Source organism: Exiguobacterium sp. RIT341, from assembly GCF_000632205.1.
In the GTDB taxonomy this organism is placed as follows: domain Bacteria; phylum Bacillota; class Bacilli; order Exiguobacteriales; family Exiguobacteriaceae; genus Exiguobacterium_A.
The window spans coordinates 1,056,930-1,081,592 of sequence record NZ_JFYW01000001.1 but is presented as its reverse complement, the minus strand read 5'-3'; the positions used below and the strand labels follow the sequence as shown (position 1 = coordinate 1,081,592).

Annotated in this window: 26 protein-coding genes and 1 other annotated feature; of the genes, 15 read left to right on the top strand and 11 right to left on the bottom strand. The window is 45.0% G+C overall.

Going from position 1 to position 24,663, the window contains the following annotated elements; all coding sequences use genetic code 11:
* Positions 1–54 precede the first annotated feature (54 nt).
* The gene (locus BW42_RS05690) at positions 55–1,800 is read right to left on the bottom strand and encodes a methyl-accepting chemotaxis protein (RefSeq protein WP_035408383.1); all 1,746 of its coding nucleotides are present in this window, start codon (positions 1,798–1,800) and stop codon (positions 55–57) included.
* Between the two features lie 485 nt (positions 1,801–2,285).
* Entirely contained in the window at positions 2,286–2,756 is a 471-nt protein-coding gene (locus tag BW42_RS05685) for a DUF2975 domain-containing protein (protein WP_035408382.1), read from the bottom strand.
* Positions 2,757–2,902: 146 nt separating this feature from the next.
* Here BW42_RS05685 and BW42_RS05680 point away from each other — a divergent pair, with 146 nt between their 5' ends.
* The 3 genes from BW42_RS05680 (at position 2,903) to BW42_RS05670 (ending at position 3,850) form a co-directional block, all read left to right on the top strand.
* Complete coding sequence (locus BW42_RS05680; protein ID WP_035408380.1) at positions 2,903–3,127, top strand: DUF2188 domain-containing protein; 225 nt, start codon at positions 2,903–2,905, stop codon at positions 3,125–3,127.
* Positions 3,128–3,264: 137 nt separating this feature from the next.
* Positions 3,265–3,474: a helix-turn-helix transcriptional regulator gene (locus BW42_RS05675; RefSeq protein ID WP_035408378.1), complete on the top strand. Its 210-nt coding sequence runs from the start codon at positions 3,265–3,267 to the stop codon at positions 3,472–3,474.
* Complete coding sequence (locus BW42_RS05670; protein WP_035408375.1) at positions 3,467–3,850, top strand: hypothetical protein; 384 nt, start codon at positions 3,467–3,469, stop codon at positions 3,848–3,850. Before BW42_RS05675 ends, BW42_RS05670 begins: the two co-directional genes overlap by 8 nt.
* Before the next feature lie 310 nt (positions 3,851–4,160).
* Here BW42_RS05670 and BW42_RS05665 read toward each other — a convergent pair whose 3' ends face one another.
* Together BW42_RS05665 and BW42_RS05660 are read right to left on the bottom strand one after the other, a co-directional pair.
* Positions 4,161–5,075: a hypothetical protein gene (locus tag BW42_RS05665; protein ID WP_035408373.1), complete on the bottom strand. Its 915-nt coding sequence runs from the start codon at positions 5,073–5,075 to the stop codon at positions 4,161–4,163.
* Positions 5,076–5,184: 109 nt separating this feature from the next.
* Entirely contained in the window at positions 5,185–5,736 is a 552-nt protein-coding gene (locus BW42_RS05660) for a GNAT family N-acetyltransferase (protein WP_035408371.1), read from the bottom strand.
* Between the two features lie 83 nt (positions 5,737–5,819).
* Positions 5,820–6,065: a binding site (T-box leader), on the top strand.
* A 57-nt stretch (positions 6,066–6,122) separates the two neighbouring features.
* On the opposite strand from BW42_RS05660, the gene BW42_RS16000 reads away from it, so the two are divergent.
* The gene (locus BW42_RS16000; RefSeq protein WP_052019046.1) at positions 6,123–6,410 is read left to right on the top strand and encodes a hypothetical protein; all 288 of its coding nucleotides are present in this window, start codon (positions 6,123–6,125) and stop codon (positions 6,408–6,410) included.
* Here BW42_RS16000 and BW42_RS05650 read toward each other — a convergent pair.
* Positions 6,389–6,640, bottom strand: coding sequence for a hypothetical protein (locus BW42_RS05650; protein ID WP_052019045.1), 252 nt, complete (start codon positions 6,638–6,640; stop codon positions 6,389–6,391). The genes BW42_RS16000 and BW42_RS05650 overlap by 22 nt on opposite strands.
* A gap of 58 nt (positions 6,641–6,698) precedes the next feature.
* Positions 6,699–7,355: a hypothetical protein gene (locus BW42_RS05645; protein ID WP_035408369.1), complete on the bottom strand. Its 657-nt coding sequence runs from the start codon at positions 7,353–7,355 to the stop codon at positions 6,699–6,701.
* Positions 7,356–7,487: 132 nt separating this feature from the next.
* Between BW42_RS05645 and BW42_RS05640 the strand changes: the two genes are divergently transcribed.
* The 4 genes from BW42_RS05640 (at position 7,488) to BW42_RS05625 (ending at position 10,013) form a co-directional block, all read left to right on the top strand.
* Entirely contained in the window at positions 7,488–8,174 is a 687-nt protein-coding gene (locus BW42_RS05640) for a glyoxalase (protein WP_231496864.1), read from the top strand.
* 31 nt (positions 8,175–8,205) lie between these two features.
* Positions 8,206–8,616 carry a hypothetical protein gene (locus BW42_RS05635; RefSeq protein ID WP_035408367.1) on the top strand — a complete coding sequence of 137 codons (411 nt, stop codon included), beginning with the start codon at positions 8,206–8,208 and terminating at the stop codon, positions 8,614–8,616.
* A 20-nt stretch (positions 8,617–8,636) separates the two neighbouring features.
* Positions 8,637–9,113, top strand: a complete 477-nt coding sequence (locus BW42_RS05630) for an NUDIX hydrolase (protein ID WP_035408365.1) — start codon at positions 8,637–8,639, stop codon at positions 9,111–9,113.
* 267 nt (positions 9,114–9,380) lie between these two features.
* Positions 9,381–10,013 carry a hypothetical protein gene (locus tag BW42_RS05625; protein WP_035408363.1) on the top strand — a complete coding sequence of 211 codons (633 nt, stop codon included), beginning with the start codon at positions 9,381–9,383 and terminating at the stop codon, positions 10,011–10,013.
* Between the two features lie 45 nt (positions 10,014–10,058).
* Here the strand turns inward: BW42_RS05625 and BW42_RS05620 are convergent, their stop codons facing one another.
* Genes BW42_RS05620 through BW42_RS05610 form a run of 3 tightly spaced genes read right to left on the bottom strand, consistent with a single transcriptional unit; the run spans position 10,059 to position 12,002 of the window.
* Positions 10,059–11,429: a CDP-glycerol glycerophosphotransferase family protein gene (locus BW42_RS05620; protein WP_035408361.1), complete on the bottom strand. Its 1,371-nt coding sequence runs from the start codon at positions 11,427–11,429 to the stop codon at positions 10,059–10,061.
* A 12-nt stretch (positions 11,430–11,441) separates the two neighbouring features.
* Positions 11,442–11,672, bottom strand: coding sequence for a hypothetical protein (locus BW42_RS05615; protein WP_035408360.1), 231 nt, complete (start codon positions 11,670–11,672; stop codon positions 11,442–11,444).
* Positions 11,673–11,714: 42 nt separating this feature from the next.
* Entirely contained in the window at positions 11,715–12,002 is a 288-nt protein-coding gene (locus tag BW42_RS05610; protein WP_035408358.1) for a hypothetical protein, read from the bottom strand.
* Between the two features lie 379 nt (positions 12,003–12,381).
* On the opposite strand from BW42_RS05610, the gene BW42_RS05605 reads away from it, so the two are divergent.
* The 5 genes from BW42_RS05605 to BW42_RS05585 all read left to right on the top strand — a co-directional run bounded on the left by BW42_RS05605 (position 12,382) and on the right by BW42_RS05585 (position 16,914).
* The gene (locus BW42_RS05605; RefSeq protein WP_035408356.1) at positions 12,382–13,878 is read left to right on the top strand and encodes a glycosyltransferase; all 1,497 of its coding nucleotides are present in this window, start codon (positions 12,382–12,384) and stop codon (positions 13,876–13,878) included.
* Positions 13,879–13,912: 34 nt separating this feature from the next.
* Positions 13,913–14,779 carry a UTP--glucose-1-phosphate uridylyltransferase GalU gene (gene galU, locus BW42_RS05600; RefSeq protein WP_035408354.1) on the top strand — a complete coding sequence of 289 codons (867 nt, stop codon included), beginning with the start codon at positions 13,913–13,915 and terminating at the stop codon, positions 14,777–14,779.
* A gap of 132 nt (positions 14,780–14,911) precedes the next feature.
* Positions 14,912–15,724: an ankyrin repeat domain-containing protein gene (locus BW42_RS05595; RefSeq protein ID WP_035408352.1), complete on the top strand. Its 813-nt coding sequence runs from the start codon at positions 14,912–14,914 to the stop codon at positions 15,722–15,724.
* A gap of 126 nt (positions 15,725–15,850) precedes the next feature.
* A complete protein-coding gene (locus BW42_RS05590) occupies positions 15,851–16,321 on the top strand; it encodes a DinB family protein (RefSeq protein WP_035408351.1) in 471 nt (156 codons plus the stop codon).
* Positions 16,322–16,383: 62 nt separating this feature from the next.
* Positions 16,384–16,914, top strand: a complete 531-nt coding sequence (locus BW42_RS05585) for a GNAT family N-acetyltransferase (protein ID WP_081780403.1) — start codon at positions 16,384–16,386, stop codon at positions 16,912–16,914.
* Positions 16,915–16,960: 46 nt separating this feature from the next.
* Here BW42_RS05585 and BW42_RS05580 read toward each other — a convergent pair whose 3' ends face one another.
* Positions 16,961–17,944 carry a ketoacyl-ACP synthase III gene (locus tag BW42_RS05580; protein WP_035408347.1) on the bottom strand — a complete coding sequence of 328 codons (984 nt, stop codon included), beginning with the start codon at positions 17,942–17,944 and terminating at the stop codon, positions 16,961–16,963.
* A gap of 169 nt (positions 17,945–18,113) precedes the next feature.
* On the opposite strand from BW42_RS05580, the gene BW42_RS05575 reads away from it, so the two are divergent.
* A complete protein-coding gene (locus tag BW42_RS05575; protein WP_035408345.1) occupies positions 18,114–18,788 on the top strand; it encodes a permease in 675 nt (224 codons plus the stop codon).
* A 204-nt stretch (positions 18,789–18,992) separates the two neighbouring features.
* Positions 18,993–21,020, top strand: a complete 2,028-nt coding sequence (locus BW42_RS05570) for an acyltransferase family protein (RefSeq protein WP_052019044.1) — start codon at positions 18,993–18,995, stop codon at positions 21,018–21,020.
* A 58-nt stretch (positions 21,021–21,078) separates the two neighbouring features.
* Here the strand turns inward: BW42_RS05570 and BW42_RS05565 are convergent, their stop codons facing one another.
* Positions 21,079–24,603: a CDP-glycerol glycerophosphotransferase family protein gene (locus BW42_RS05565; protein ID WP_035408343.1), complete on the bottom strand. Its 3,525-nt coding sequence runs from the start codon at positions 24,601–24,603 to the stop codon at positions 21,079–21,081.
* Between the last annotated feature and the right edge of the window lie 60 nt (positions 24,604–24,663).

Sequence of the window (24,663 nt, the reverse complement as noted above, 5' to 3'; positions counted from 1 at the left end):
ATATGTATATTCATACCAGTATAAAGTGAGAAACAAAACATGACAAATGTGATATCAGATCTCGAAGCGACGGGCTTCTTGTTCTAAGTGTTCCGTTCGTGCGTTTAAATCACCGACGAGCGTATGCAACGTCGTGATCGTCGCAATCATCTGTTCAGACGCAGCGGCGACTTCCTCGTTACTTGCCGTATGTTCTTCCGCGACAGCGGCAATTTCCGTCAAGGCATTACGAATGAACTGTTCTGCCTGCAAGACGTCTTCCATCTGTTGCGTCATCTGCTGTGTTGCTGACGAGACGTGCGTGACTTGATCCGTCAACCGTTCGAACGTTGTATCCGTATCAAGGACGATCTGCTTACCGGCTGCTGTTGCTTCAACCGTTGTCTTGAAACTGTGTTGCATCTGTTGCGCACTGTCTTCAATCGAGGTGACGATTGTTGCGATTTCACTGACACTACTTGCGACATGACTTGAGAGATTCTTGACCTCGGTCGCAACGACGGCGAAGCCTTTGCCTTGTTCGCCAGCCCGTGCTGCTTCGATCGCGGCATTGAGGGCAAGTAGATTCGTCTGCTCGGAAATACCGCGGATAATGCCGACGAGCGTTTGGATATCCGATGATTGCTGTTTCAGTAGATCAATCTGTTCAGCAGACTGGGTGACATGTTGATGAATGTGGCGCATCTGTTCGACAGAAGCAGACATTTGATCCCGTCCGACTCGTGTCAGTATTGCCATCTGATCCGTCGTTCCTTGAATTTCGACTCCAGACTGATTCGTCGTCTCGATTAATGCTGCGAACTGATTCATCTCGTCATTCAATGAAAGCGTGACTTGCGTCTGACTTTCAGTTCCCGTTGCGATTTCCGACATCGTATGAGCGATTTGCTCAGATCCGTCGAGTACTTCTGATGTACTTTGATCAATCGATTGACTCGTCGTCGAGACGAGAGTGGCTGTCTGTTTGATATCAACGATCATCGTCCGCAGCATCTCATTCATATCACGAATCGAGGTCGCAAGCGCATAGATTTCGTCCTTTGAAGCGATTGTCAAATCGCTCAACGTCTGTTTCGCCTGATTCAGTCGTCCGTCGGCAATCAAGGCGGCGACTTTCTGTAACGTCTCGAGCGGACGTAATTTTCGACCGAGCACGATGTAGAGCAAGACGAGGGTGATCGTTAACAGCAGGAGCATTAACCCGATGAAAATCGGAGCGTTTTGTTGTAATAGATCCGTCGTAAGCGCATCGACTTCCTTCGCAGCGATGTCTGTTCCAAGAATACCGATGACTTGACCGGACGCATCTTTTAACGGAACGTAGATGCTCATATACTGTCCATTCACAGGATCATTAATGATGTCCGTCGCATGTGTGTCGCCTTTTAAAACATCTTGCATATCCGCGACTTTTGCACCGCTTGCTGGCGCATCAATTTTAGCCGCATCTTTCTTTGGGAGACCGTCAATCAGCAAACGGACCTTATTTTGGTCGATGCGTACTGTGTATGCATACAGGAGTCCGTTTTGCTTACGTAATGTATCGAGTTCGTTTCGTAACGTTTCATATTGCTCAGACGCGATAGGCGATTGTAGAAATTCGCTGTAAGCCGCCGTGTCGAATGTCTTGCTGATGCGAAGCGCGTCCTTTTCGGCGGTCGCTTTAAGTGTGGAAACCGCAGTTTGCTTCGTATTGAAGTATAAGGCCAGACTACTAAAAACAAAAAAGGCAATCAAAATTAAACTAATCATTAATAAAAGGCGTGTTCGGATGGAATGGTTTTTGGTTGTGTTCTTCACGTGTAACTAGTCCTCTCAACTCATATTTTCTATCTATAATTCATTTATCGGTCGGTAAAATACATATTAAACAGGACCTTTTAACGATTTTTTTATGCCACCGCTGGAAGACAAACTATTTCTTCTAAAAAAAGGATTTATCAAGAATGATTCAGGGCACATATTAAATAGAAAAAAATACAAATTGAGGGAAGAGGGATCGAGATGGAAAGTGAAGTCGATCATCGAATCAAAGCAAGACATGTATATGAAAATGAATTACGAAGACACGCGGTCAGTACAAAAAAAGCGAGCTTTCGTCTGATGACATGTCTACGTTGTCAATCAAAAATCCTGTTAAAGCAGGGACATCAGGACAGCCATCAATGTGACACGAACTAAAAAATCCCACTCTTAAGAGCGGGATTAAATAAAGTGTTAGATAGAACAGGCAACAGTTAGAATAAAAAAATAATCATGAACGTTTATTCTTCGGTCGTGGACGTTTAGGATTTCATAGGCAACACATAGTGTAATAATAATTGCTGAATACAGGAAAGTAGTGTTCCGATTGTCAATGGAGCAAGAACTAAACCTATACCGATGATAATCACACCAGGTGCGTCGTCAATCTGACCGATATAGAAAAAGACGGGAAAAAGACATGTCATTAGAGCAGTAACGATATAAAAAGACAATTTCATCGATTGAAGGGAAGCCGTGATGAGCGGAAAAACCGGAGGAGCCGTCGACATGTATCGGAGGATGCGGAGCGCATGAAATAAAATCATAAGAGTCGGAATGAAAATAAGGTATGCGGTCAATAGAACACTGTAACCAGGTCGTTCGAGTAATAAATTTTTCATGATACCATGCCAGACAAGGGGAATACCAAGTCCAGCTAAGCCGAACAGACTGAAGATGACGCCGAAGACGATAAAGCGTAAAAACCGAACTTGCCAGACAAAATGATTCACGATATCAACCCCTTTCAAGATGGCGAACGTTTCTTTTAGTATACTTTATCTCCCGATAAGCTAGTAGAAAATTCAAGTGAAGAGACACTCGCACGACAAAACAATTTCATGAAAGTGAAATAGATTAAGTATAGGGAGGGCATAGGATGAAACGAGATCAACATGTCATGCCGCATCCTAAAGGTGGTTATCAAGTGAAAGCTGCCGGTGCGACTCGAGCAACGAAGCGATTCGCTACACAGAAAGAAGCGATCGCAGAAGGGCGTCGCATTGCGAAAAATCAGAAGACAGAGCTCGTCATTCATAACAAAGAAGGGCAGATTCGCGAAAAAGATTCCTACGGACATGATCCATTTCCACCACGAGGTTGAGCCATCATATACGACACGTTCTGGTTATGAGAGCGTGTCTTTTTAATGATTTTTATGTCAAAAGTTTTTGACATAATGATGGAAGTTCATTACAGTAAATATGTAAAAAGAATTTGACGCGTCGTGGAGGGATGAACGTGAGAAACCACATCAAGGAACGACGTCTAACGGCAAAATTATCGCAACAAGAACTGGCTGATCGTTGTCAAGTCAGTCGGCAGACGATTAATGCGATTGAAAACAACAAGTATGATCCGACTTTACAATTAGCGTTTAATATCGCCAAAGTCTTGCAGACGCAAGTCGATCATCTGTTCATTTCAGAACAGGAGGAGAGAAATGTCTAAGAAAAAAACGGGTTTATTTTTAGTAACGCTCGTGATACTTGCGAGTCTTACCGTCATTAGTATGATCATCGAAAACAACGTAACGTTCTTCTCGATTGTTCAATTGGCGATTCTGTTGATCATGCTCTTCTCGTATTTTACGTGGGCGCGGACGACGGAGGACGAGCGTCCGGTACCTGATGATGAACTTGGAGAAAAGATTACGATGGAGAGCGGGCTCGTTAGCTACAAAATTCTGATTGTCCTGATTTTTGGATTCATCTGTCTCGATTACTTTTTACATGAATCAGCGAATCTGTTATTGATCGTTTTGTTCGCGATTGCTTTAGTTACACTACCAATCATTGAGTTTATGAAAGCACGTTCCTATCGATGAAGCGGTTTGGAACGGAAAGAAGTAAAGCATGGAAGAACAACAATAATGATATCACTACTGATGGTACATCTACTATATTATATGGAATGTGCCTGCACGGTCAGTTTGCATCATGCACGAAAAGCGATTGAGCTTGCTCCACTAGATGTTGCTTATTATGAATTTATCTTGTTTTTTTGCGGGCAATCCTCATGTCTATCTGTTTAAAGAAGAAATAACTGATACCCACAAACGGATCAAAGGATTGCATAAATGATGAAAAAAATACCTAGATGAGATGACTAATAATCTCTTCTAGGTATTTTTTTTATTATTTTGTCAGTACTGGTGAAATCAATGTAGTAACTGTATTGTTTCCTTCTGCAGTTACACGAAGATTTGTCACACCCGTCACATCAACATCAAAGTCGATTGGGTCATCGCCATATACAACATCATAGCGACCAAGTTCTTTTCCGTTATTGTCGGAGAATACAAGTGTCATTTTGTCATCTGGATAAGCATGACTTAAGTGGCTAGAACTTTTTGTTAAGGATTCTTCTGTTAAAAGTGATAATTGTCCAGTTAACTTTTTATATTTACGATTCAAACTAAATGTAGCAAATTCATCATTGAAGAACCCTGATAAGATCACGTTTTGATTATTTAGTTTACCATTTACTAAAATGGATTGATTATTTTCAATCCAATCAAATGATGAAGCACCGTTATGAATCGATGAAAGTGATGTACCTGAAAGTGGTGTTCCGACTTCATAAGCGGTAGAAGTCTCGATTAGAGGTAATCCTGAAAGGTCTGCTAACAATTGTAATGGTACGTATGGCGTTTTACCAAGCATCAACAAACTTTCTGTATTTTTGTACTTACCAGTTACGACTGCTCCGTCTGTGACAAGTGATTTTGAAGATGCGAGAAGGCGATACCCAGTCGAAAGCTCTTTGATCTTCTTTTTGTTCCCTTCGTTCTCGATTTGAAGATTCTTGTACTTAGTATCAAGTGATTTATAAGACTTTGAAAGGCTCGTGTGCTGTCCTTGTAACGTCTTATAGGCGTTTTCCGACTTCTTTGTTTTTTTCTTTTCGTCGGCTAGTTGTTTTTGGAGTGCTGCTTTTTCCTTTTTCAGTTTAGCCACTTCTTTTGAACTTGAACTTGCTTCAACGATTGATGTCTGCATGACACCGAATGCTAATGATGATACAAGACCTGCTGCGATCCATTTCTTCAAGATGGTTCCCCCTTAAATGACAAAAATGATTTCTTACACCTAACAGTATATTCCAATATCATCTTTTTAGATTTCAATCATTTTGAAATGAAGGGAATGTTTTTATAGATTAAATTTGAAACCAATCACTTCGCAATATCGAGTACATATACAAATCATCGAACTGACTACGCGTTTTCTCATATTGACGAAGCAACCCTTCACGCTGGAATCCGAGCCGTTCAAGTAATCGTTGCGAAGCGGTATTCTCGGGTAACACGAGTGCTTCGATTCGGTTGAGCGAAAGTTCCTTAAAACCATATTCGATCACCGCAAGCGCTGCTTCCTTCGCGATGCCTTGTCCCTGATAGGCAGGGTTCAGCTCAAACCCGATTTCAGCCCGCTGATGGCGTTCCGATTGATTCAAGAAACCGCAACTACCGATGATGACATCGTCTTCTGATAAAGCGATCCCAAAACGGATGCCCGTACCCTCACGACGAATCGAAGCGTACCAATCAATCTCTTCGAGGGCGTCAGCTTCCGATTGAAACGGAGCGAGTCCCATCTGTTTGACGACGTGTTCGTCTGATAAATAAGCGAGGACACTCGTAGCATCTGTGGGTAATACTTCGCGTAAGGCGAGACGGTTCGTTTTAAGCGTTGGGAAAGTATGTAACATTCAAAAAACTCCTTTGCAAGAAAATGTAAAAAATATTGTGCAGTGTTTAAGGCATATGGTAAGATTCTCCACAACAAGAGCATATCATTTCGTTGACGAGAAAGAGTAATGATTGTTCCTCTGCCTTACAGAAAACCGGGATTGCTGAGAACCGGTAGCCAGATCAATCATGAAGATCCTCTCTGAGAAGTCACGCTGAACCATTCAGTAAGTGTGACCGGGTGTCCACCGTTACATGGAATGCACATGATAGTGTGCAACTAAGTGCTGTCGAGAACAAGCATTCTCGACGGAATATGGGTGGTATCGCGGTGAAGTCCGTCCCTGTCAAAGGGGGCGGACTTTTTTGTATTCTCTTAGTTACCGATTAAAGGAGCGAACAAGGGATGACGTCACAAAACCAAGCAGAAACCGTACAACAACGGGAGGACCGTATCCGAAACAGATGGAAACGAGACCAGGTCTTCGCACGATCGGTTGAGCAACGCACGGAAGCAGAATTTGTATTCTACGAAGGACCGCCGACTGCTGCGGCATGGGAACAGCGAACGATTCGCGAAGAGACGTGCAATTGTTATTTCTTTGAGAAGATGGGCTATCGATTGACCGGTGTCAGTCAACCGCTCAACGAACGGGCGACACTCGTTTCTTATCAAAAATCAGTTTCGGAATGAGCGGGTTTTGTCGGAAGGAAGAACCACCACAGATTCGTTAATAGAGCGGCAAGGACGGCAAAGTTAAACAGATAAAGGCAAAAGAAGAAGACGAACTCACCGATGTCCTCAAGGTTAGCTAACGGATTATCGACCAGGTACGATTCGTGACTGACTCCGAAGATGAACAAAGGAAAGAAGACATAGAAGTATCGTTTCCAAAAGAATGATGCACGACCTGTTTGAGACATATGAGTACCTCCTGAAGGAATGGCACGCTTCTTCTGACCGGAAGAAGCGTGTGTTCATTTACGATAAAGAGGGGGTACCGACGACTTCGATGTGACGCGTGACCGTATCAAACAGACGTGTCCGCGTATCGTTATGAGACAACAGCAACGGTTCACCGGTCTCGTCATAGATGAAGGCAATCGGAATCGAAAAGCCACAGTTGCGGTACGAACCATCGGCATGACTCGTTCCGATTATGAGCGCTTGTTGCGCCTGACTGATACTACGTGCTTCACCGGACCACTCAACGTACTGTTCCTCGCTGAACATGCCGACGCCAATCGGATTGAAGATGAGATCAAGTCCGGATTCCTCGCGTAGTCCATCTTTTCCTAAGAAGATTTCGCGGCAGAGGACGTATCCATAGCGGAATAACCCGTCGTTTGCTGTTGAAGGCGTATAAAGCGGTCCAGCTTCTGGTGTTTTTGCGCGATCAAGCAGAATCGTCCCGGTCGCATCGATGATGACAGCGCGATCGAGATTCGCTTCATCTTTGTAACCAAGGACGATTGCTGTTTCGAACTGCTTGGCAAGATGTTGCACGCGTTCGAGTTCTGAGACCGTACAATAGCCTTCCGGGTAGACAATCAGATCGACTTCAGGATAAGCGGCGATTTCACGTTCGAATTGCTCGAGTCCGGTCTCGCGTTTTGGTTGAGCGATTAATAATTTCATCAAAACATCCTCTCAGGCATAAATATATCTGAAAAATCAGACTTTACATTCGTAATGATTTTACCATTAGTGGTAAAATAAAGCATATCGCTTTTTGATAAATTTTACTGCAATTAAAGGAAGGTCATCAGCTTGAACATTTTAAAAACCATTCTTGTGACACGTCATCTACAAGCAATGAAAGATTCTTACATAAATCAGATCGGATTCCCGTTCGTCTCGGAAACGAACGATTCGTTTACGATGCAAATCGGTACGGATCAGCTGACATATCGACAGACGGATGATGTTGATACGCAATACCATATGGCGTTCAACATTCCGGAAAACGTCTTCCAACAAGGAAAAGCGTGGCTCGTAGAACGGACACCACTCTTGATCGAAGACGGACAGGATGGGATTTATTTTGACTTCACGGATTCGCATTCCTGTTACTTTTATGACCCGGATGAGAACGTCTTGGAACTGATCGCGCGGCATCAAATCAATCCGTCTAAAGCGGAACTGACGTTTGATGTATCCGACATCCTCGGAATCGGCGAGATGAGTCTGACGGTGAAAGACGTGCTTGAAGTGGGTGAGCAGTTAGCAGAAATCGGCGTTCTCGAGCGACGGGAACGTCCGCTCAACGGCGCGTCACTCAACTTCCTCGGACCGGTCGCGGATGGAACGCATATCTTGCTCGTCCCGGAAGGACGGACATGGTTGTTCTCACCGAAGACGGCGAAGGTCAGTCCGATCGAGATGGAACTCGACGGCAGACATCGGGTCCGGCTTGATGCAGCGGGCGTATGGCATCAAAGTGCCGTTTCTTCATAAATTCATTATTCTAAAAAGTGAGGGAAGTAAGATGAACAAAGCGGTGAATGCGAGTATTGCGTTCGGATTATTGTTGTTCGTGTGTGGATTCTTTTTCTTGTTTGGCTATTTGACCCGCTCAATGCCGATTCAGCAAGGCGGTGACCCGGTCATCTTACCGGTCGCAGCACTCCTCGTTCTCCTACCGTTCGTGATCCGTGAAGGCATGCGCGTTTTGACGTATGTTACGTTGACACGTCGACAGGTCGGCGTACTCATTTTATTTGCAATCAGTGGAATCATACTAAGTAGTTGGATTGAGGTGCAGCAGAATGTTGCCGTAATCGATTTCCGTTCCCTCTTTACGATTCATACGTACGTACTGTTCGTTTCGGGCATCATCTTGTTATGTCTCCTATTGACGGGACTCAAACGGATGCGCGTCCGAACGAAAGTGATTTAAATGGAAAAGGACTGAATGACATGGGATACATCTCAGAATTACGCAAACTCGTCGGCACACGACCGCTCGTCTTGGCAGGGGCGTGTGTCATCGTCGTCAACGATAAACAAGAAGTCTTATTACAACTTCGGCAAGATAACGGTTGCTGGGGACTCGCTGGTGGAGCGCTTGAGATCGGTGAGACGCTCGTAGAAACAGCCAAACGAGAATTAAAAGAAGAGACCGGTCTTGAAGCAGAGCACCTCGAATTGTTAAACGTCTATTCTGGTGACGCTTTTTACTACAAGTATCCGCACGGAGATGAGGTCTATAATGTCATTTCGGCGTTCCTTTGTACCGCCTTTACGGGCGAAATCGTTCGGGATCCACTAGAAGTCGTGGAGTTACGCTTTTTCGCTATGGATCAGTTACCAGAAAACCTTAATCCACCGGAACAACCAATTTTGATCGAGTATGTCAAAAAAAAGCAAGCAATAGCGCATCACGTTTCCGTCTGAAGCAATTGGTACGAATAAAAAATCTTGAATGAGCCTTTCATTCAAGATTTTTTATTCGTACCGGAACGCGTTCTAGTCTTTAGCCAATCAAACAAGAACTCGCCAATCCTTTGAACAACATCAACCGCTCTGGGCACTTGAAGAGAAATGGTATAAACAGTTTCTGGTCTATCCGATTGATACGACAGCGCAAACGCTGGAGCAAGTCCGAGAAGCAGCAGTTCATCAGCTGTCTTCCATCGGATTCTTAAGAAGGGAGAACGAGATATGAAATGGAAAAGGACGACCTATCCCCTTATCGAGGGACGAGACGAAAAACAGGTCTACTGGATAGAGCAAGGAGAATCGGTTCAGATCGGACAGACCTACGAAACGATTCGGTTAGAAAAAACAGCACATCAGTCCATTTTAGTACGGGAGCAAGAATTAGTGTCAGAAAAAATTGGCAATCGAACGATTCGTCTGATGATTGACGCTGAAGACTACGCACCACTCGAATTCGTCGAGTACCAAGATGGTGTCCAAACCGTGTATGCATCGTATGGGGGAGATGAAGTCGTGATCACGCGAGGAAATGAGCAATCTGTCTTGTCCATCCGTACGAAAAGTGTTGATCTGTTTTCAATCGAATTGTTGTTGCGAGTATTACCACTGGCTGTTGATTCGACGCTCTCGTTTAGCGGCTTCAGTGCCGTTTCCGGACGTGAGGTGCCGGTTCAGGTGCAACCTCTGCGGTACGATCTATTGATGACCGAGTCAGGCGAACACGTAGAGACACTTTGCGTTCACGTTGCGTTTGGTGAACGTGTTCAGTATTACTGGATTGATCCAGTCAAGCGGGAGCTGTTAAAGCAGTCCTCACAGATTGCGGACGGGATCTCGTTGGAATTTTGTCGATGAAAAAGGAGCAATGAAACGGTATACCGTCTCGTTGCTCCTTGTCTGTTATAGATGAAAATGATGTTGCATCGCTTCAAAAATCCGCTTACTCGCCTTTGTATCATCAAAAGCATAGATGTGACTGAGATTGCGCTTAAAGCGTTTCGGCATCTTCAATTCGCGTAACGACTCCATCAAGGCTTCTCTGGATTCGATGATGTCTCCTGGTAATAAGTCTGTCGATTCACCAGCGTTATCTTCACCGATCAAGACAGGTGGGCGATAGTAGAGTACCTTTTTGTGCATCAAGGAGAAATCGAGACCGACACTCGAATAATCTGTGATCAACACATGATGATTCTCGAGTAGCTCCTTGACTGTGAACACATCCTGACCGACGACATCGACGAAATCCGAATGGAACAAGTGGCTGAATTTTTGGAAATTACGATGGAGGTAGAACGAGACTTCATACTTGTTGTCCATCACTAAGTTTTTCAACCGTTCGTCCGTGATTAACGCTTGAAACTCCTGATAATAGTCACTTTCCATGAACTGCTCGTCCGGATATGTATCAAGTTTCGGTCGCCATGTCGGCATGATTAAAATCTTCTTCCGATTCTTATACCGCTTGAGCCAACGTGACCGTTCGGTGATCAATTGATCAAATCGGGCCATCCCTGTTACGACGATTTCATCCGCATCAAATCCGTAGTCGCGTTCAATCAGGTTTTTTTCTCTTTCCGAAGACACAACGAATAAGTTCGTAAAGGGATGGGGTAATTTTTTACCATAAATACTACTCACGTCTTTCGAACCTGTCACACCGTGTTGCAGGAAGATTTTGTGTTTTTCCTGAATGAACTGTTCTGTCCGATACGTCGAGAAGGGAAGGGCATAACTCGATGAATGCGTATGACATAAAACGTCCGCAGCCTGAACGACCTCGATATTCTCCGGAGATTTATAGAACACGATATGATTCTCATATCCGGCAAGATTTTTGAGGTCCGGACTCGATCGACTGATGATGTAGTAGATGTTGAAATGTTTCCGGTGCTGGTCAACAAGGTACTTGAAGAAAATCATCCCATTATCTTGTGCTTTATCCGGGTATTCATAACAGACGATCGTCTTCTTAGTGGGATCCAGTCCAAGTAACGGTCGGGGATCTGCGTAATATTCGACAGTCTCGACTGGCACCGGGATTAGACGCATTGCAAGGCGTTCCGACACGGTTGAATAGGGACGAACCAACACATCGTATTGCTCATTTAACGGCAACCAGTGCTCGTCATTCAAGAGTTCTGGATGATTTTTAAAGTGACGAATCCGAGGTATGAATCCAGATATCGGCATCTCACGAATCGAAAAGCCAAATAAAAGATCATAGATGTTCGCGTTAAAGGCATCGTATGTATACCGGTCACCGAGCAACTGCTCAACGAGTTATTTATCGATCACGGCTTCGACTTCGGTTCTGAAGCGACAGGCGTCGACTGGTGTGACGGTGAAGCGTTCGATCGGGAGAGCGATTTTTTGTTCCTGATGTCTGAATTTAACGAAACAACTCGGTTGCGCGACTGCGACATACTTCGAGTGAAACGAAAACTTCAACAGAAGCACGTCGTCTTGACGCGTCATGCCCTCAAACTGGACATCTCGGTCGTAAAAATTCATGATGGACGGTTTTTTGTTGTAGATCAGACTGAGCTCATCGTCTTAATCGATGAAAATGAAATAGGAATGTTTCCCTTGTTTGATGTAACTGTTCGGTGCGATGTCAAGGGGTTCGGAAAGATGTTTGAATGAGACTGGTGTTCCAAGTTCATCGACGAATTTAATAGGATGATTCTTTTTTCGGAAGATACTGAGTAACGCATCGACCGATAGCGAAAAACCTGTTTCTGTTTGTTGTACAGGTATATGTTGTTCGTTAATAGCTAAATATAGGGTTTGTTGCGGGAGATTCTCGATCAAAAACGTATGGTCACGACAGGTGATTTTCATTGATGCATGGCTTCCTTTCTCACTCTGAATCATATGGTATCTCTGTTACATCCTTCACCATACAATATCTTCCGATTTCTGCAAAGATGTAGTTTGAATGGAAATCAGTGAAGTGTCGTTTATCTTCTTAAACTTGTTGGGTAGAATCGACCGCTCGTTCAGCTTTACGAACTACTAGTTGCAGAACCATGACAATGATTGGATATTATGCAAAAATAATTGACTTTGTTCGTAAAAAAGGGGATAAATAGAAATTGTATTGGTTTTAACTGTCTGAACAAGACACGTTTAGGAAATAGTAGATTTGGTAACATATATAGGTTGACCTCACACAAAAAAAGAGAGATCGATCTTAAAGGGTAGAGGAGAGTAATTACAGATGCTGTATACTGTTACATCGACATTACCACCGAAACACGGTGGTAGAACGAAATCACTGTTGAGTCGGATTGCACTCATGGAAAAAGAACTGAGTGTTGGTTCGACGATCGTCACGACGAACTACAATGCCAACTATATGGAAGTGTACGAACAGTTCCGAGCTGAAGAAAAAGTCGGTCCAATGGTCCAGTTCGAAAACATTTATGATTGGTTATCCGATTATAAACTGTTGAGCATTCCGACAACCCGTTTTCGGAACAAGCCGATCGTCAAAGAATCGGCGCGTGAAATCGAAGGATTGAAAAGCGTTGAGAAAAAAGGCAGTGATGCCGTTCGCTATTATGATGAAGAGGATGAATACGTCCTCTATCGTAAATTCTATCCGGAGACGCAAGTCGTCGAATTCGAAGATTTCATGACGAAAGCATCTCCTAAAAAGGTCGAGCGCTGGGAATACAACGTCTACGGTCAATTGCACCGCAAGACGATCTACTCACCCGTCCACCACGGGAAAATGATGGAGGAGTTGTATGATTCAGAAGGTGCTGTCTATTGTAAGAAGTTCTACAATGAAATGGCACGTCCGAAACTCGTCTTGATTCAATTATATCGAAACGGCAGAATGTACAAAGCGTTCAAAAAAGAAAAGGATTTGTTTGAATACTACTTCAACCGTCTGTTTAAAGATGGCGATGTTTTGTTCGTCGATGCTCGTTTACTCGATCGCTCGATTCTCAACATCAAAGCAGCCGTCAAACGGGTCATGGTCATCCATAACTCGCATCTAGACGGATCAAACGTCAAAGGATCGTACGCGACGATGTTCTCAGAGTCCGATAAAGTGACACGTTTCATCAGCCTGACGAATCATCAAAAAGAAGACATCTTAGAACGGTATAATATCCCGGAAGAGAAAATCTCAATCATTCCGCACTTCATCGTTCCAGAACAAGCGCAACGACGCGACCAGGTCAAAGATCAATTCTGTTTCATCGGTCGATTCGGTTTGCAAAAACAGATGGATCATTTAATCAAGAGTTATGCACTTTTCAAACAGTCAGGTCACACGACGAAACTCGTCCTTTACGGCATGGATGAACAAGGGCAACTCGCGATGATGGAACGCTTGATTGAGGAGCTCGGTTTACAGGACGATATCGAAATCCACGGTTTTACGTCGAATCCGGCAGAAGTTTTCCGTGAATCGAAAGCCTCGTTGTTAACGAGTGAATTTGAAGGATTCGGGCTGACGGTCATGGAAAGTATCAATGTCGGCTGTCCGGTCATCTCCTATGATGTGAAATACGGACCACGCGAAATCATTGCCCATGGCGAAAACGGATATCTCGTTCCAGCCAATGACATGGAAGCCTTCGCACAAGCGATGGTACAACTCGTCGAACAACCACTCGAGCGGGTCGAGACGAAGCCATCCCTGTACCTTGAGACGGCTGTAAAGAACTATGGACGATTACTAGAAGAATTGAACAACTAAATCTACTACTTGAACGATGAAGAGGATGAACGATATGAAAAAGATCACAAAAGCCATTATTCCAGCAGCAGGACTCGGAACACGTTTCTTGCCTGCGACAAAAGCAATGCCAAAAGAAATGTTACCGATACTTGATAAACCAACGATCCAGTATATCGTCGAAGAAGCCGCAAAAGCCGGCATCGAAGATATCATCATCGTCACGGGGAAACATAAACGAGCCATCGAAGATCATTTCGATAACCAAAAAGAACTCGAAATTACGCTCGAAAATTCCGGTAAAACGGAATTGCTCGAGAAAGTTCAATTCTCAACGAACCTTGCGAACATTTTCTATGTCCGACAAAAAGAGCAAAAAGGTCTCGGACATGCCATTCTGACGGCAAAACAATTCATCGGGAATGAACCGTTTGCAGTCTTACTCGGGGACGATATCGTCGAGTCAGACAATCCGGCAATCAAACAATTGATGGATGTCTACGAACAGACGGAAAAATCGGTCATCGGTGTACAAGAAGTCCGTCCGGAAGATACGCATCGTTATGGCATCATTGATCCGGTCTCACAAGACGGACGACTGTATGATGTAAAACAATTCGTCGAAAAGCCGGCACACGGGACAGCACCGTCAAATCTTGCGATCATGGGACGTTATGTGCTGACACCGGATATCTTTGATTACCTTGCGAATCAAGGAGAAGGGGCAGGCGGCGAAATTCAATTGACGGATGCGATTGAACGCTTGAATGCGGATAGCCAAGTCTTTGCGTATGATTTCGAAGGCAACCGCTATGACGTCGGGGAGAAACTCGGCTTTGTCAAGACGACGATCGAATATGCGTTGAAAGATGCAGAGATGAAAGATGAACTGAAAGCTTTCATTAAATCATTAGACATCTAAAAAGGTGAACCACTCTGAAAAACTTCAGGGTGGTTCTTTAATGAATACTTCAGGATGGTTTTCGCGCATTACATCAGGTTGTTGTTGTAAAATGAGGAGGACAACGACGGAACAGGTAAGGGGCGAACGGACATGACGAAACGATCCATCCAAGATGCTGCTTTTTTAGGCAAACGAAAACAAGTAATGCGGTGTATCGAACGTGGTGACGATCTGAACGAACTGGATGAAGAAGGGTTTACGGCACTTCATTGGGCGATTCAGGAAGGATACTTGCGGATCGTCGAATTGTTGCTCGATCATGGAGCGGATGTGAATCTTCCAAATCAAGACGGGATGTCACCGCTGCATATTGCTCTGTATGATCAAAAGACGGACATTGCGTTGCTGTTGATTAAGCGCGGAGCCCATCTTGATTTAAATGAGTACGGCTTCTCAGCGCTTCACTTAGTAGCGGGGCGATCCGGCAATAAAAAAGTCTTACGGAAACTAGCGCAGAATGTGGAGTTGTTACATCAACGGACCGATGATGGAGCTGGGGTGACGCCGCTACATTACGCAGCGCAAGAAGGCAAGGCTAAAAAAGTCAAACTGTTACTTGAAGCGGGAGCAGAGGTTGATGTTATCGGATTAGACGGATTCACACCGCTGTATCTGGCAGTTGGGAATAATCATCCGAAAGCGGTCAAAGTACTCCTAAAGGCGGGAGCCGATATCGAGGCGGAAAACGTCGCAGATGGTGATACGGCAGTCCTTGCTTTAGCGAGTGCTTACGGTTATGAACGGATTGTCCGTTTACTTCTCTCTTATGGAGCCGATCCACTACATCGAAATGAAGACGGGCGGACAGCACGTGGTGCAGCACTTGATAATGGCCACCATCAGATTGCGGAAATTTTAAGACAAAAAGAGATTGATGCATTGTCTGAGGAAGAAAATAAGTGAGCGATTGACTACAACAGGAAACATCTGCGGATGCTTCCTATTTTTATTTTTAAAAGGACTTTCAAATCGCTTTGTCAAAATAGAGATAGGAGAACACTTATTCGTCATCGAAAGGAAGGATACATCATGAACGCAAAAGATTGGATGGTATGGAATTTAAATGAAGTGAGAAGAAGAAGCATCAAAGTCTGGTGTTCGATTCCTGAAGATAAGCTGAACTGGAAACCGGATGAGAACGCCATGACGTGTTTCGAAATGATTCGTCATGTGTTAGATAGCGAGTATTATTATTACTTAGCCTTACAAAATGAAGGCAGTCTATCGTCGTATGAGTCTCCGTTTGAAGGGCGTGACTTCGTATCAGTGCAAGAGGAGCTAGACTTTGCGGAGGTCTATCGGGAGGAATTCATGACATATGTCGGGCGACTACCGGAATCAGATTTAGCGACGGTCCAGATTGATCGTTCCGAATCAGGTTATGTCCGTTCGCTTGGTGATATGCTGTTACGAATTGCTTATCATGAAGCAGTGCATACAGGACAGCTACTCGATTATTTGAGAACAGCAGACATTGAGCGTGTACGGGTTTGGGACTAAGGTAGGTGAATGAGAAAATAATGGTAGTACTATGAGCTACCGATGCTAGGGGGATGAAATTCTTGAATATACGTTTAGCCACGTCCAAAGACATGAAGGTAATAGCAAAAATTTACGTTGATACGTGGAGGACGACATACGCCGGTTTAGTACCCGATGTATATTTGAAACAACTCTCGGTTCAACGAGCTGAACAAAAATGGACACAGTTTTTGAACGATTCCTCACAAGATACGTTCCTATATGTGGTATTGAACGAACAGGGAATCACAGTGGGATTCGCAGCAGCTCAGATTCATGCTAATGATGGAGTACGGATAGGCGAGTTATCTGCCCTCTATATATTACCTGAAGCGCACGGTTTAGGGATCGGCAAAAAATTGATGGCGACTATCGCTGCTCATTTCCTGAAAGCAGATGTCTTCTCGATGCTGGTTTGGGTGATGAAAAAGAATGAGCCGGGACGAGCCTTTTACAAACGACTCGGAGGTAAATACATAGATCATCGCCAGAGTCGTTTTGGGAATGTCACGGTTAAAGATGAAGCATATGAATGGCTGGATATTACCACGCTTGTCCGTCATCAGAATTAAAAACAAGGAGGAAGTACGATGCATCTGTACTTCCTCCTTGTATGAATCACAGACTCCATTTCATTAGTAATCCAGCTTGTGTCAAACCGCCACCAAATCCATATAGTAGAAGCAAGTCACCCGTTTTGATTTTCCCTTCGGTAACACCTATATCTAAAGATAAGGGAATGGAGGCAGCGGAGGTATTTCCGAAATGGATGAGACTGTAAAGCGCTTTATCAAAAGGAACATTGCTTTTTTCGCAAATCGATTGAATCATGCGTAGGTTTGTACTGTGCGGAATGAACCAATCGATTTGATCCAAAGTCATCGATGCCTGTTCCACTACTTGTTTCATTCCACGAGGAACCGTGCTGACCGCCCACTTGTAAACTTCGCGTCCATTTTGGATGAGTTTATTAGTGGGAATGATAGGATCTTCGAACAAGTGATTTGACAAGTTCGAGCAATAGAGACTGGCTCCTTTTTCCCCTTCCGAGTTCAAGTAGAATGAAATAAAGTCAGACTGGACTTCATCGCGTTCCACAAGAACCGCTCCACTACCATCTCCAAATAAAATGCATGTGTTTCGATCGGCATAGTCAGTGATGTTAGAGAGTGTTTCTGCTCCGATGACGAGAATTTTTTTATGAAGACCAGATGAAATTAACCCGTTCGCCAGGTGTAATCCGTATGTAAATCCTGCACATGCGGCGTTCAAATCAATTACACCCGCATGATTGATACCGAGTTTTGCTTGTACCAATGATGCAGTACTTGGTGTCTTAAAATCGGGTGTCATCGTACAGATGATGATCATATCAACATCTTGAAATTCTGTATTGTAACGCTGTTTTAAATTCATGGCTGCTTGATAGGCAAGATCACTTGTCGATTCAGTCTGACCCGCGATTCTTCGTTCTTTGATGCCTGTTCGTTGCACTATCCATTCATCATTTGTTTCTACTAGTTTCTCTAAATCATGGTTCGTCATGATTTGATTTGGAACGTAAGAGCCGATTGCTGTTACTCGAGCATGATATGCAGTCATAAATGGTTCCTCCCTGTAAAAAAATGTTATACTTGGTTTTAGTACTAGGTACTAATTTAAGCGAATTTTCTTTTAAACACAAGGAATATAACTTATCGTACACATCATCAATTCGATTAGATGAAAAAAAGAGCGGTCTTTAGCGGATGCTCGAAAGGAGTAAGGAAGGATGATTGGAATCAGCATCGCCACCACATGGGAGTTCGACGCGACGATTGCATATTTTCATGTCTCGCCTGAAGAAAGAATCGTCTATCCGTATGGTGAATACTTTACGCGCGAGATGAATGGGGAAACGCTCTTGTTTTACAGCACGGGCGTTCGAAAAGTAAATGGCATCGGAGCGAATCAATATATGATCCTCCGCTTTTCCTTGACGAAGGTCATCGTTGCCGGAACGTGTGCCGGGATTGACCCGAGGTACGACATACTCGATATCATCGTGCCAGATCGCGCTGTTCAATATGATTGTACGGTCAAAGAGATTGAACCACTCATTAAACCGTCATTCATCGTCAATCTCGACGTCTCAAAATATGGCAACGACTTTCATCTCGGAACGATCGGAACGGCTGATCGCGCTGTCGTCATGTGGCGAGACTATATCGAACTGCGAGATAACGGTCTGACGATTGCCGATACGGAGGCGGGGGCTGTCGCGTACATCTGTCAGAAAAATGCTGTCGAATGTATCATCATCAAAGGCATCTCCGATTTTCCGACCGAAGAGAAGAACGAGGATGCTGTCGAAGCAAACGTCGAACAGATGCGAATCTATATCGAGAACACACCGAAAGTCATGCGACGGATTTTTGACGACTACTTGCATCAATTTCTAATGTAATTTGTACCCGATGCACTTCTTTTACATATTTTCCAAGTTTCTTACGGCAATATAGTTCATTGGCATTGTATTTTTTGAAATATGTTCTATCATAGTGAATGGAAACGTTTTCTCGAAATGGTGAGTACATACCGAACTGTACAAGAAATGCGCTGCAATCGTCAGGATTCGTAGGTGTAGAAGTAGATGGAGGGACATAGAAGCATGCAAGAATGGAAAGCATCTGGTCAGTCTGGGCAGAAACGGATTGATATTGAAAGCCGGTTTCGCCCGGAAATCGAAGGGCTACGCACGGTAGCTGCCTTACTCGTCGCAATTTATCACATTTGGTTCAATCGTGTCTCAGGTGGTGTCGATGTCTTCTTCGTCATCTCGGGTTTTTTAATCACGACATCAATCATCTCGACGATCAACCGGACAGGAGAGTTCAAGTTCCTGCCATATGTGACAAAGTTACTGAAACGACTGTTGCCATCGGTTTTATTCATCTTAGGAGTCGTCTTGGTATTAAGTACGTTTTTATTACCAGCATCGATTCTCGGTAAAACGATTCGTGAAGTCGTCGCCTCGATGTTCTTTTATCAAAACTGGCAACTCGCCGTCTCAAGTACTGATTATTTGGACGCGACGCAAATGAAGTCACCCGTCGAACATTTTTGGGCACTATCGATCCAATGGCAATTTTATATGATTTGGTTCGTCTTGTTTTCGTTCATCTTATGGATGATGAACAAATATCAGATTCGGTCAATTAAAGCCGTCCTCAATGGTCTGCTTGGATTCTTGTTCGTCACGTCACTTGCGTACTCGATCTATCTGACTGAAGTCAATCAGCCATGGGCGTATTTCATTACGCCGACACGGGTTTGGGAATTTGCTTTAGGTAGCTTGTTATGCGTGAACTTATCGGCAATCCGTATCCCGAAATGGGTGGCAACGATTATCGGCTGGATTGGTCTGATCGGTTTGCTGACGACCGGCGTCCTGTTCAATGTCTCGCAAATGTTCCCTGGTTACATCGCACTCTGGCCGATGACATGCGCCTTGATGATCGTGTTATCAGGGACGCAAGAGACACGGTTCGGATTAAAACGGTTCCTCGGATCTAAACCAATGGTCAAACTTGGGGGGATTGCCTTCGGGATTTATCTCTGGCACTGGGTACTGCTTGAGTTCTATCGCTACAACGTCCAACAAACACCTGGTGTTCTTGTTGGCACACTGATCATCGTCGCATCGATCGGCTTATCGTATCTGATGACGGAATGGATTGAAAAACCAATCCGGACTTCGACCGTCAATCGGACAGCGTTCAAGAAATTAGGTGCGCTGTTGACGGTCAACGTCTTGTTAATCGGATCATTACTCGGATTCGCTTATATGGAAGAACAAGAGCTGAAACAAGCCGTCAGTAAGAATAAATATCCGGGTGCCTTAGCAATTGAACAGGCACTGTCTGTACCGAAGCAAGACCCATTCCCGTCATATGCGAACGTCTTCAATGACTTACCCCTCGTCCATACGGATGGTAGCAACCAAGGGCTGCAAAAGACGGAAGCAAAAGTCGGCGAATACGGGAAGACGAAGGATTATAAAGCAACGATCGCACTCGTCGGTAGCTCGCACTCGGAGCAATGGTTCGGTGCCTTACATGAAGCAATCAAAGGGACGGACATCCGTTTACTCAACCTGACGCGGTCAGGAACACGTTTTTCAACCGGCTATGAACCGGACTCGCTAAAAGGAATCTGGAATCAGAATGTCTTGAACTATTTGAAAGATGCCGATGTTGATTTGATCATCTCACACGTGACGGCAGCGGATGCTTCAAAAGACAGCATCCATCAACAAATGGTCGACCAGATGCAGTTCGTCAAGGACGAGTATGGCATTGATGGATTGGCGCTTCGAGACAATCCACGGTACGATTTTAATGTACTCGAGGCACTGGAGACGACAAGCATCGCTGACACGACGAAACAGATGAACGCGCAACCGAATCAAACGGATGAGGCGTATTGGAAACAATTCGAAAAAACGAACCAGTCGCTCCATAAGCTGGATTTGACGCGTTACTTCCACGTTAAAGGCGAGTATCGTCCCGTTATCGGCAATGTCGTCATCTATCGCGATAACAGCCATATGACGAATACGTATGCGGAAAGTTTTGCTCCGATGTTCAAGAAAAAGCTCAACGAGGTCCTCGCAGAAAAATTAGCAACGGACGAATAAAATATGTAAAACGGCTTGCATCCAGAAAAGGGTGCAAGCCGTTTTTTCGTATCATCGCTCAAACAGAGTAACTGCCGTCTGGTTGTTCAAGTAATTCAAGGGTTTGAGTGCGCATCGTTTGATCCGTTTTGAAGTACGCATCGACGACACGAGAAGCGGCAAACCCATCCTCCATCGGACCGTACGTCGCACGGAATGCATCAAGTTGCGCTTGATACATTTTCGTCAGACGCGGAATGTCCGATAAGGCGTGAAGCAATGCTTCTTCCGTTTCTAAGATCGGTCCCGGAAGGTCATTGTAGTAATCCAGGTAGAACCCGCGCAGCGTATCGCGGTAGAGATCAAGGTCATACGCATAGAACATCATCGGACGATTCATGTTCGCGAAGTCGAAGAAAACAGAAGAATAGTCCGTGATCAGTAGATCGGTGATCAAGTACAGTTCCTGAATATCCGGATAGGCCGTCACGTCGATGAATTGTTCCCGGTGCTGCGCTGGAATCTTCGGCTTTTTCGTGACGAGCACATGCGTCCGAATCAAGAAGACATACTCATCGCCTAACGCTTCCGCGACCCGGTCGAAATCAAACGGATAGTCGAAGTAGAACTTCCCTTTACCGAGCGAATGATGGTCACGGAAAGTCGGTGCATACAAGATGACTTTCTTGTCTTCCGGCAGTTGAAGCTGCGTCCGGATCCGTTCGATTGTCGCCGCATTATTCGCCGTAAAGAAGAGATCGTTTCGCGGATAACCAGATTCGACGACCGGTCCCCCATACTGGAACGCACTTCTAAAGATGTTCGTCGCATAGGGACTCGGAGACAAGAGGACGCTCCATTGCTGGATCGCGTTCGTTACACGCTCGACATAGCCTTCGTCCCGTCCATGGATCTCGTCTAAGTCAAACAACATCTTCTTCAAAGGTGTGCCGTGCCATGTCTGAATGTAGGTCGTCTCTTTTCGCCGCGTCATGTAGTGCGGGAAGTTCTGATTGTTGACCCAAAACTTCGCCGTCGCCATGTAATAGAAGTAGGCAGGAGATAAACGTTTGACGACTTTTGCGTTCGGATCTCCGAGATAAAGCTTCTTGTTATAGATCCAGACGACTTTGTAGCCGAGTGCTTGTTGCTTCAGTTCCTCATAAATGTAACGCGGACTGTCCGCGTAATGTTTACCGAGCCCACTCTCGAAGACAACGAGTTTCGGGTCGACCGGCAAGACGCGTTGCATGAGTCGATATCCTGCCTTCATCGTCGGGAAGTAGAACCGGCTACGACGATAGACCTTAAAGAGGATGTTCGCCGCCTCGTTCGTCTGAATCTTCTCTAAAAGACTCGTCTGTTTCGTATAATTAGCGATTGTTTGATAGACCTGATCAGAGTAAGTCGTATCCGTTTTCGTCAAGAAGACGTCAGCGCGTCGTTTGTATTCGTCCGCCATCTCAAAATTACGGCGTGCCGTCGCGTCGAGATCCTCGAACAAGTCATCGATTGTTTTTGAAATCCGACCCGGTAATTCGTTTTCTAGATCGAGATACGAACCGAGAGGACCGATGAAGCGTTTCGGGTCGAATTGCAGGTAATGGACCGGTCGCTTTAAGAAACTGAAGTCAAAGGCAACACTCGAGTAGTCAGTGACGAGCAACAGGCTCTCTTTTAACAACCCTTGGACGTCACGTTCGCCTTGGTGGATGACCGTGATCGGTAAGTTCTCGAAGTGACTCGAATATTGCTGCATGTTTGGATGCAGGCAAAGAACGATCTCGAGACGATGCTGTTTCGCGTACGCATGCAAACGATCACTCGATAGGAACGCTTGGTACTGCTGATAGTATTCTGATTCGAAGAACTGGAGTGGCGTCTGTAACCACGACCGCCACGTCGGAATGACGAGCATCTGACGTTTGACCGGGACGTCATTTTTCAAGAGTGCATCAAAGCGAGACAAGCCAGTAATTTTGACCTCGCGCTCAGCGTATCCCATATCTTGTGTGACGAGTCGCTTTTCCCGCTCCGAGCTGACAAGGAACAAATCCGTGTCGAAGGCAGCAGCAAATTTCCCGTATTGATTGTTCATGTTCTTCGTTCCGAGAACCCCGTGTTGGATGAAGACACGATCTGCACGCATCTTGCGTTTGAACGGCTCTGAGCGAAGCGGATACAAGTATTCCGCGTGGTGTGTCCCGATGACCTTCTTTGCCATCAAAGAGTGATAGATGTGTTCCTTCGATTTGATCGGCAAGACGTTTCCGAGCGGAGCGACTTGCGCATATTCGTTCGACGCCGGATCGATGACGTAATAGACCGGTCGCTCCGGATAGGTCTCGCGCATGTATTTGAAGAAGTGGTAACCATTGTCCTGCGCTTTATATGGACGTTCTCCGACGAGCCATGTGTTCTTCTCGGCAAACAGCCGGTAGAGCGGGGCGAACGTCATCAGATGATTCAGATAGGCGTAATTTTCATTCGTGAACTCGGTCATCTCAAATGATAGATTCCGGTGACCGACCGTGTAGTACGGAATGATATGCATCGTCGACGTCTCATCTTTCCCTAACGCTTCCGGTGTCAGCTGACGCGTGATATAACGGGCACGACCGAGACGGTGTAATTTCGGTTCCGATCGGTGATAGAAATCGAGCGTGATGAAAGCATCATAAACCCCTTCTTGCAATTGGGCTGCTTGATAGAGGTGCGACCAGTGAATCTTCGCCGTGTAATGATAGCGATACAATCCGAATTTTTTCGCACTTACCTCGTTTTGGTACAACCAATCGATTGGGATAGGGACTTGATCGCCACTCTCTCGGTGAACAAGGAGCAACCGTCCCGTCTTGATGAACGCATGACGCGTAAAGGCTTTTCCGCTGATGACTGTCGTCGCCTTCGTCTCATTATGGACCGCATCGATTTGAATCTTCGGCTTCATCTGCGGTTCTTTATTCAGCAATAGACGCAGATTGCCTTTTAAATCCGTATACAACTGGACGAATTCGTTGAACGTCTCATCCATCAACGGCGCGAGAGGCGCAGGAATCTGTGTATCAAGAAAGCGCCCCAACAGAATTTCGCGGGTGAAGACGGTCGCGTCGAGCGTAGCATGGCTCGGTAACCCGTCGGATTCCCATTTTTGTAATTGTTCCGGTGTGAGATGCTCGACTTTTTTTGTGAACGTTAGCCAGAGTGAAAAACGACCAATCGGATAGAGCGTATCTTGATCGGCTTCGACGGACTCGATCTCAGCGAGACCGTCCTCTTCGACCGTCGGAACGTCCGCCTCTTCTTGCATCTGAGCAACATGTTGACTCAATTGAGACACGATTGAATGCGACAGCTGAAAGGTGAAGCGATGATCGTCCAGTTGGTTCGGCACTTCAAGGACCGTCTCTTGCGATCGATCGCGGATACGTAACGACGTGATCGTCAGCAACGGATCATTCAATTGACCGGATAGCGTATAGTCTGTCGGCGAAGATTGAATCTGTAACGATTCTTTTAATGCCGATCGTTTAAGCTTTTTTTGTTTTTTCGGAAGTACGGAATGTCCAAATTGGAGCACCCGGAGAGCAGATTTAAAAAGCATGGAATCAAGGAACCTCCTACTAAAAGATGTTATATGAAAGCGTTATCTTCCCTTAGCATT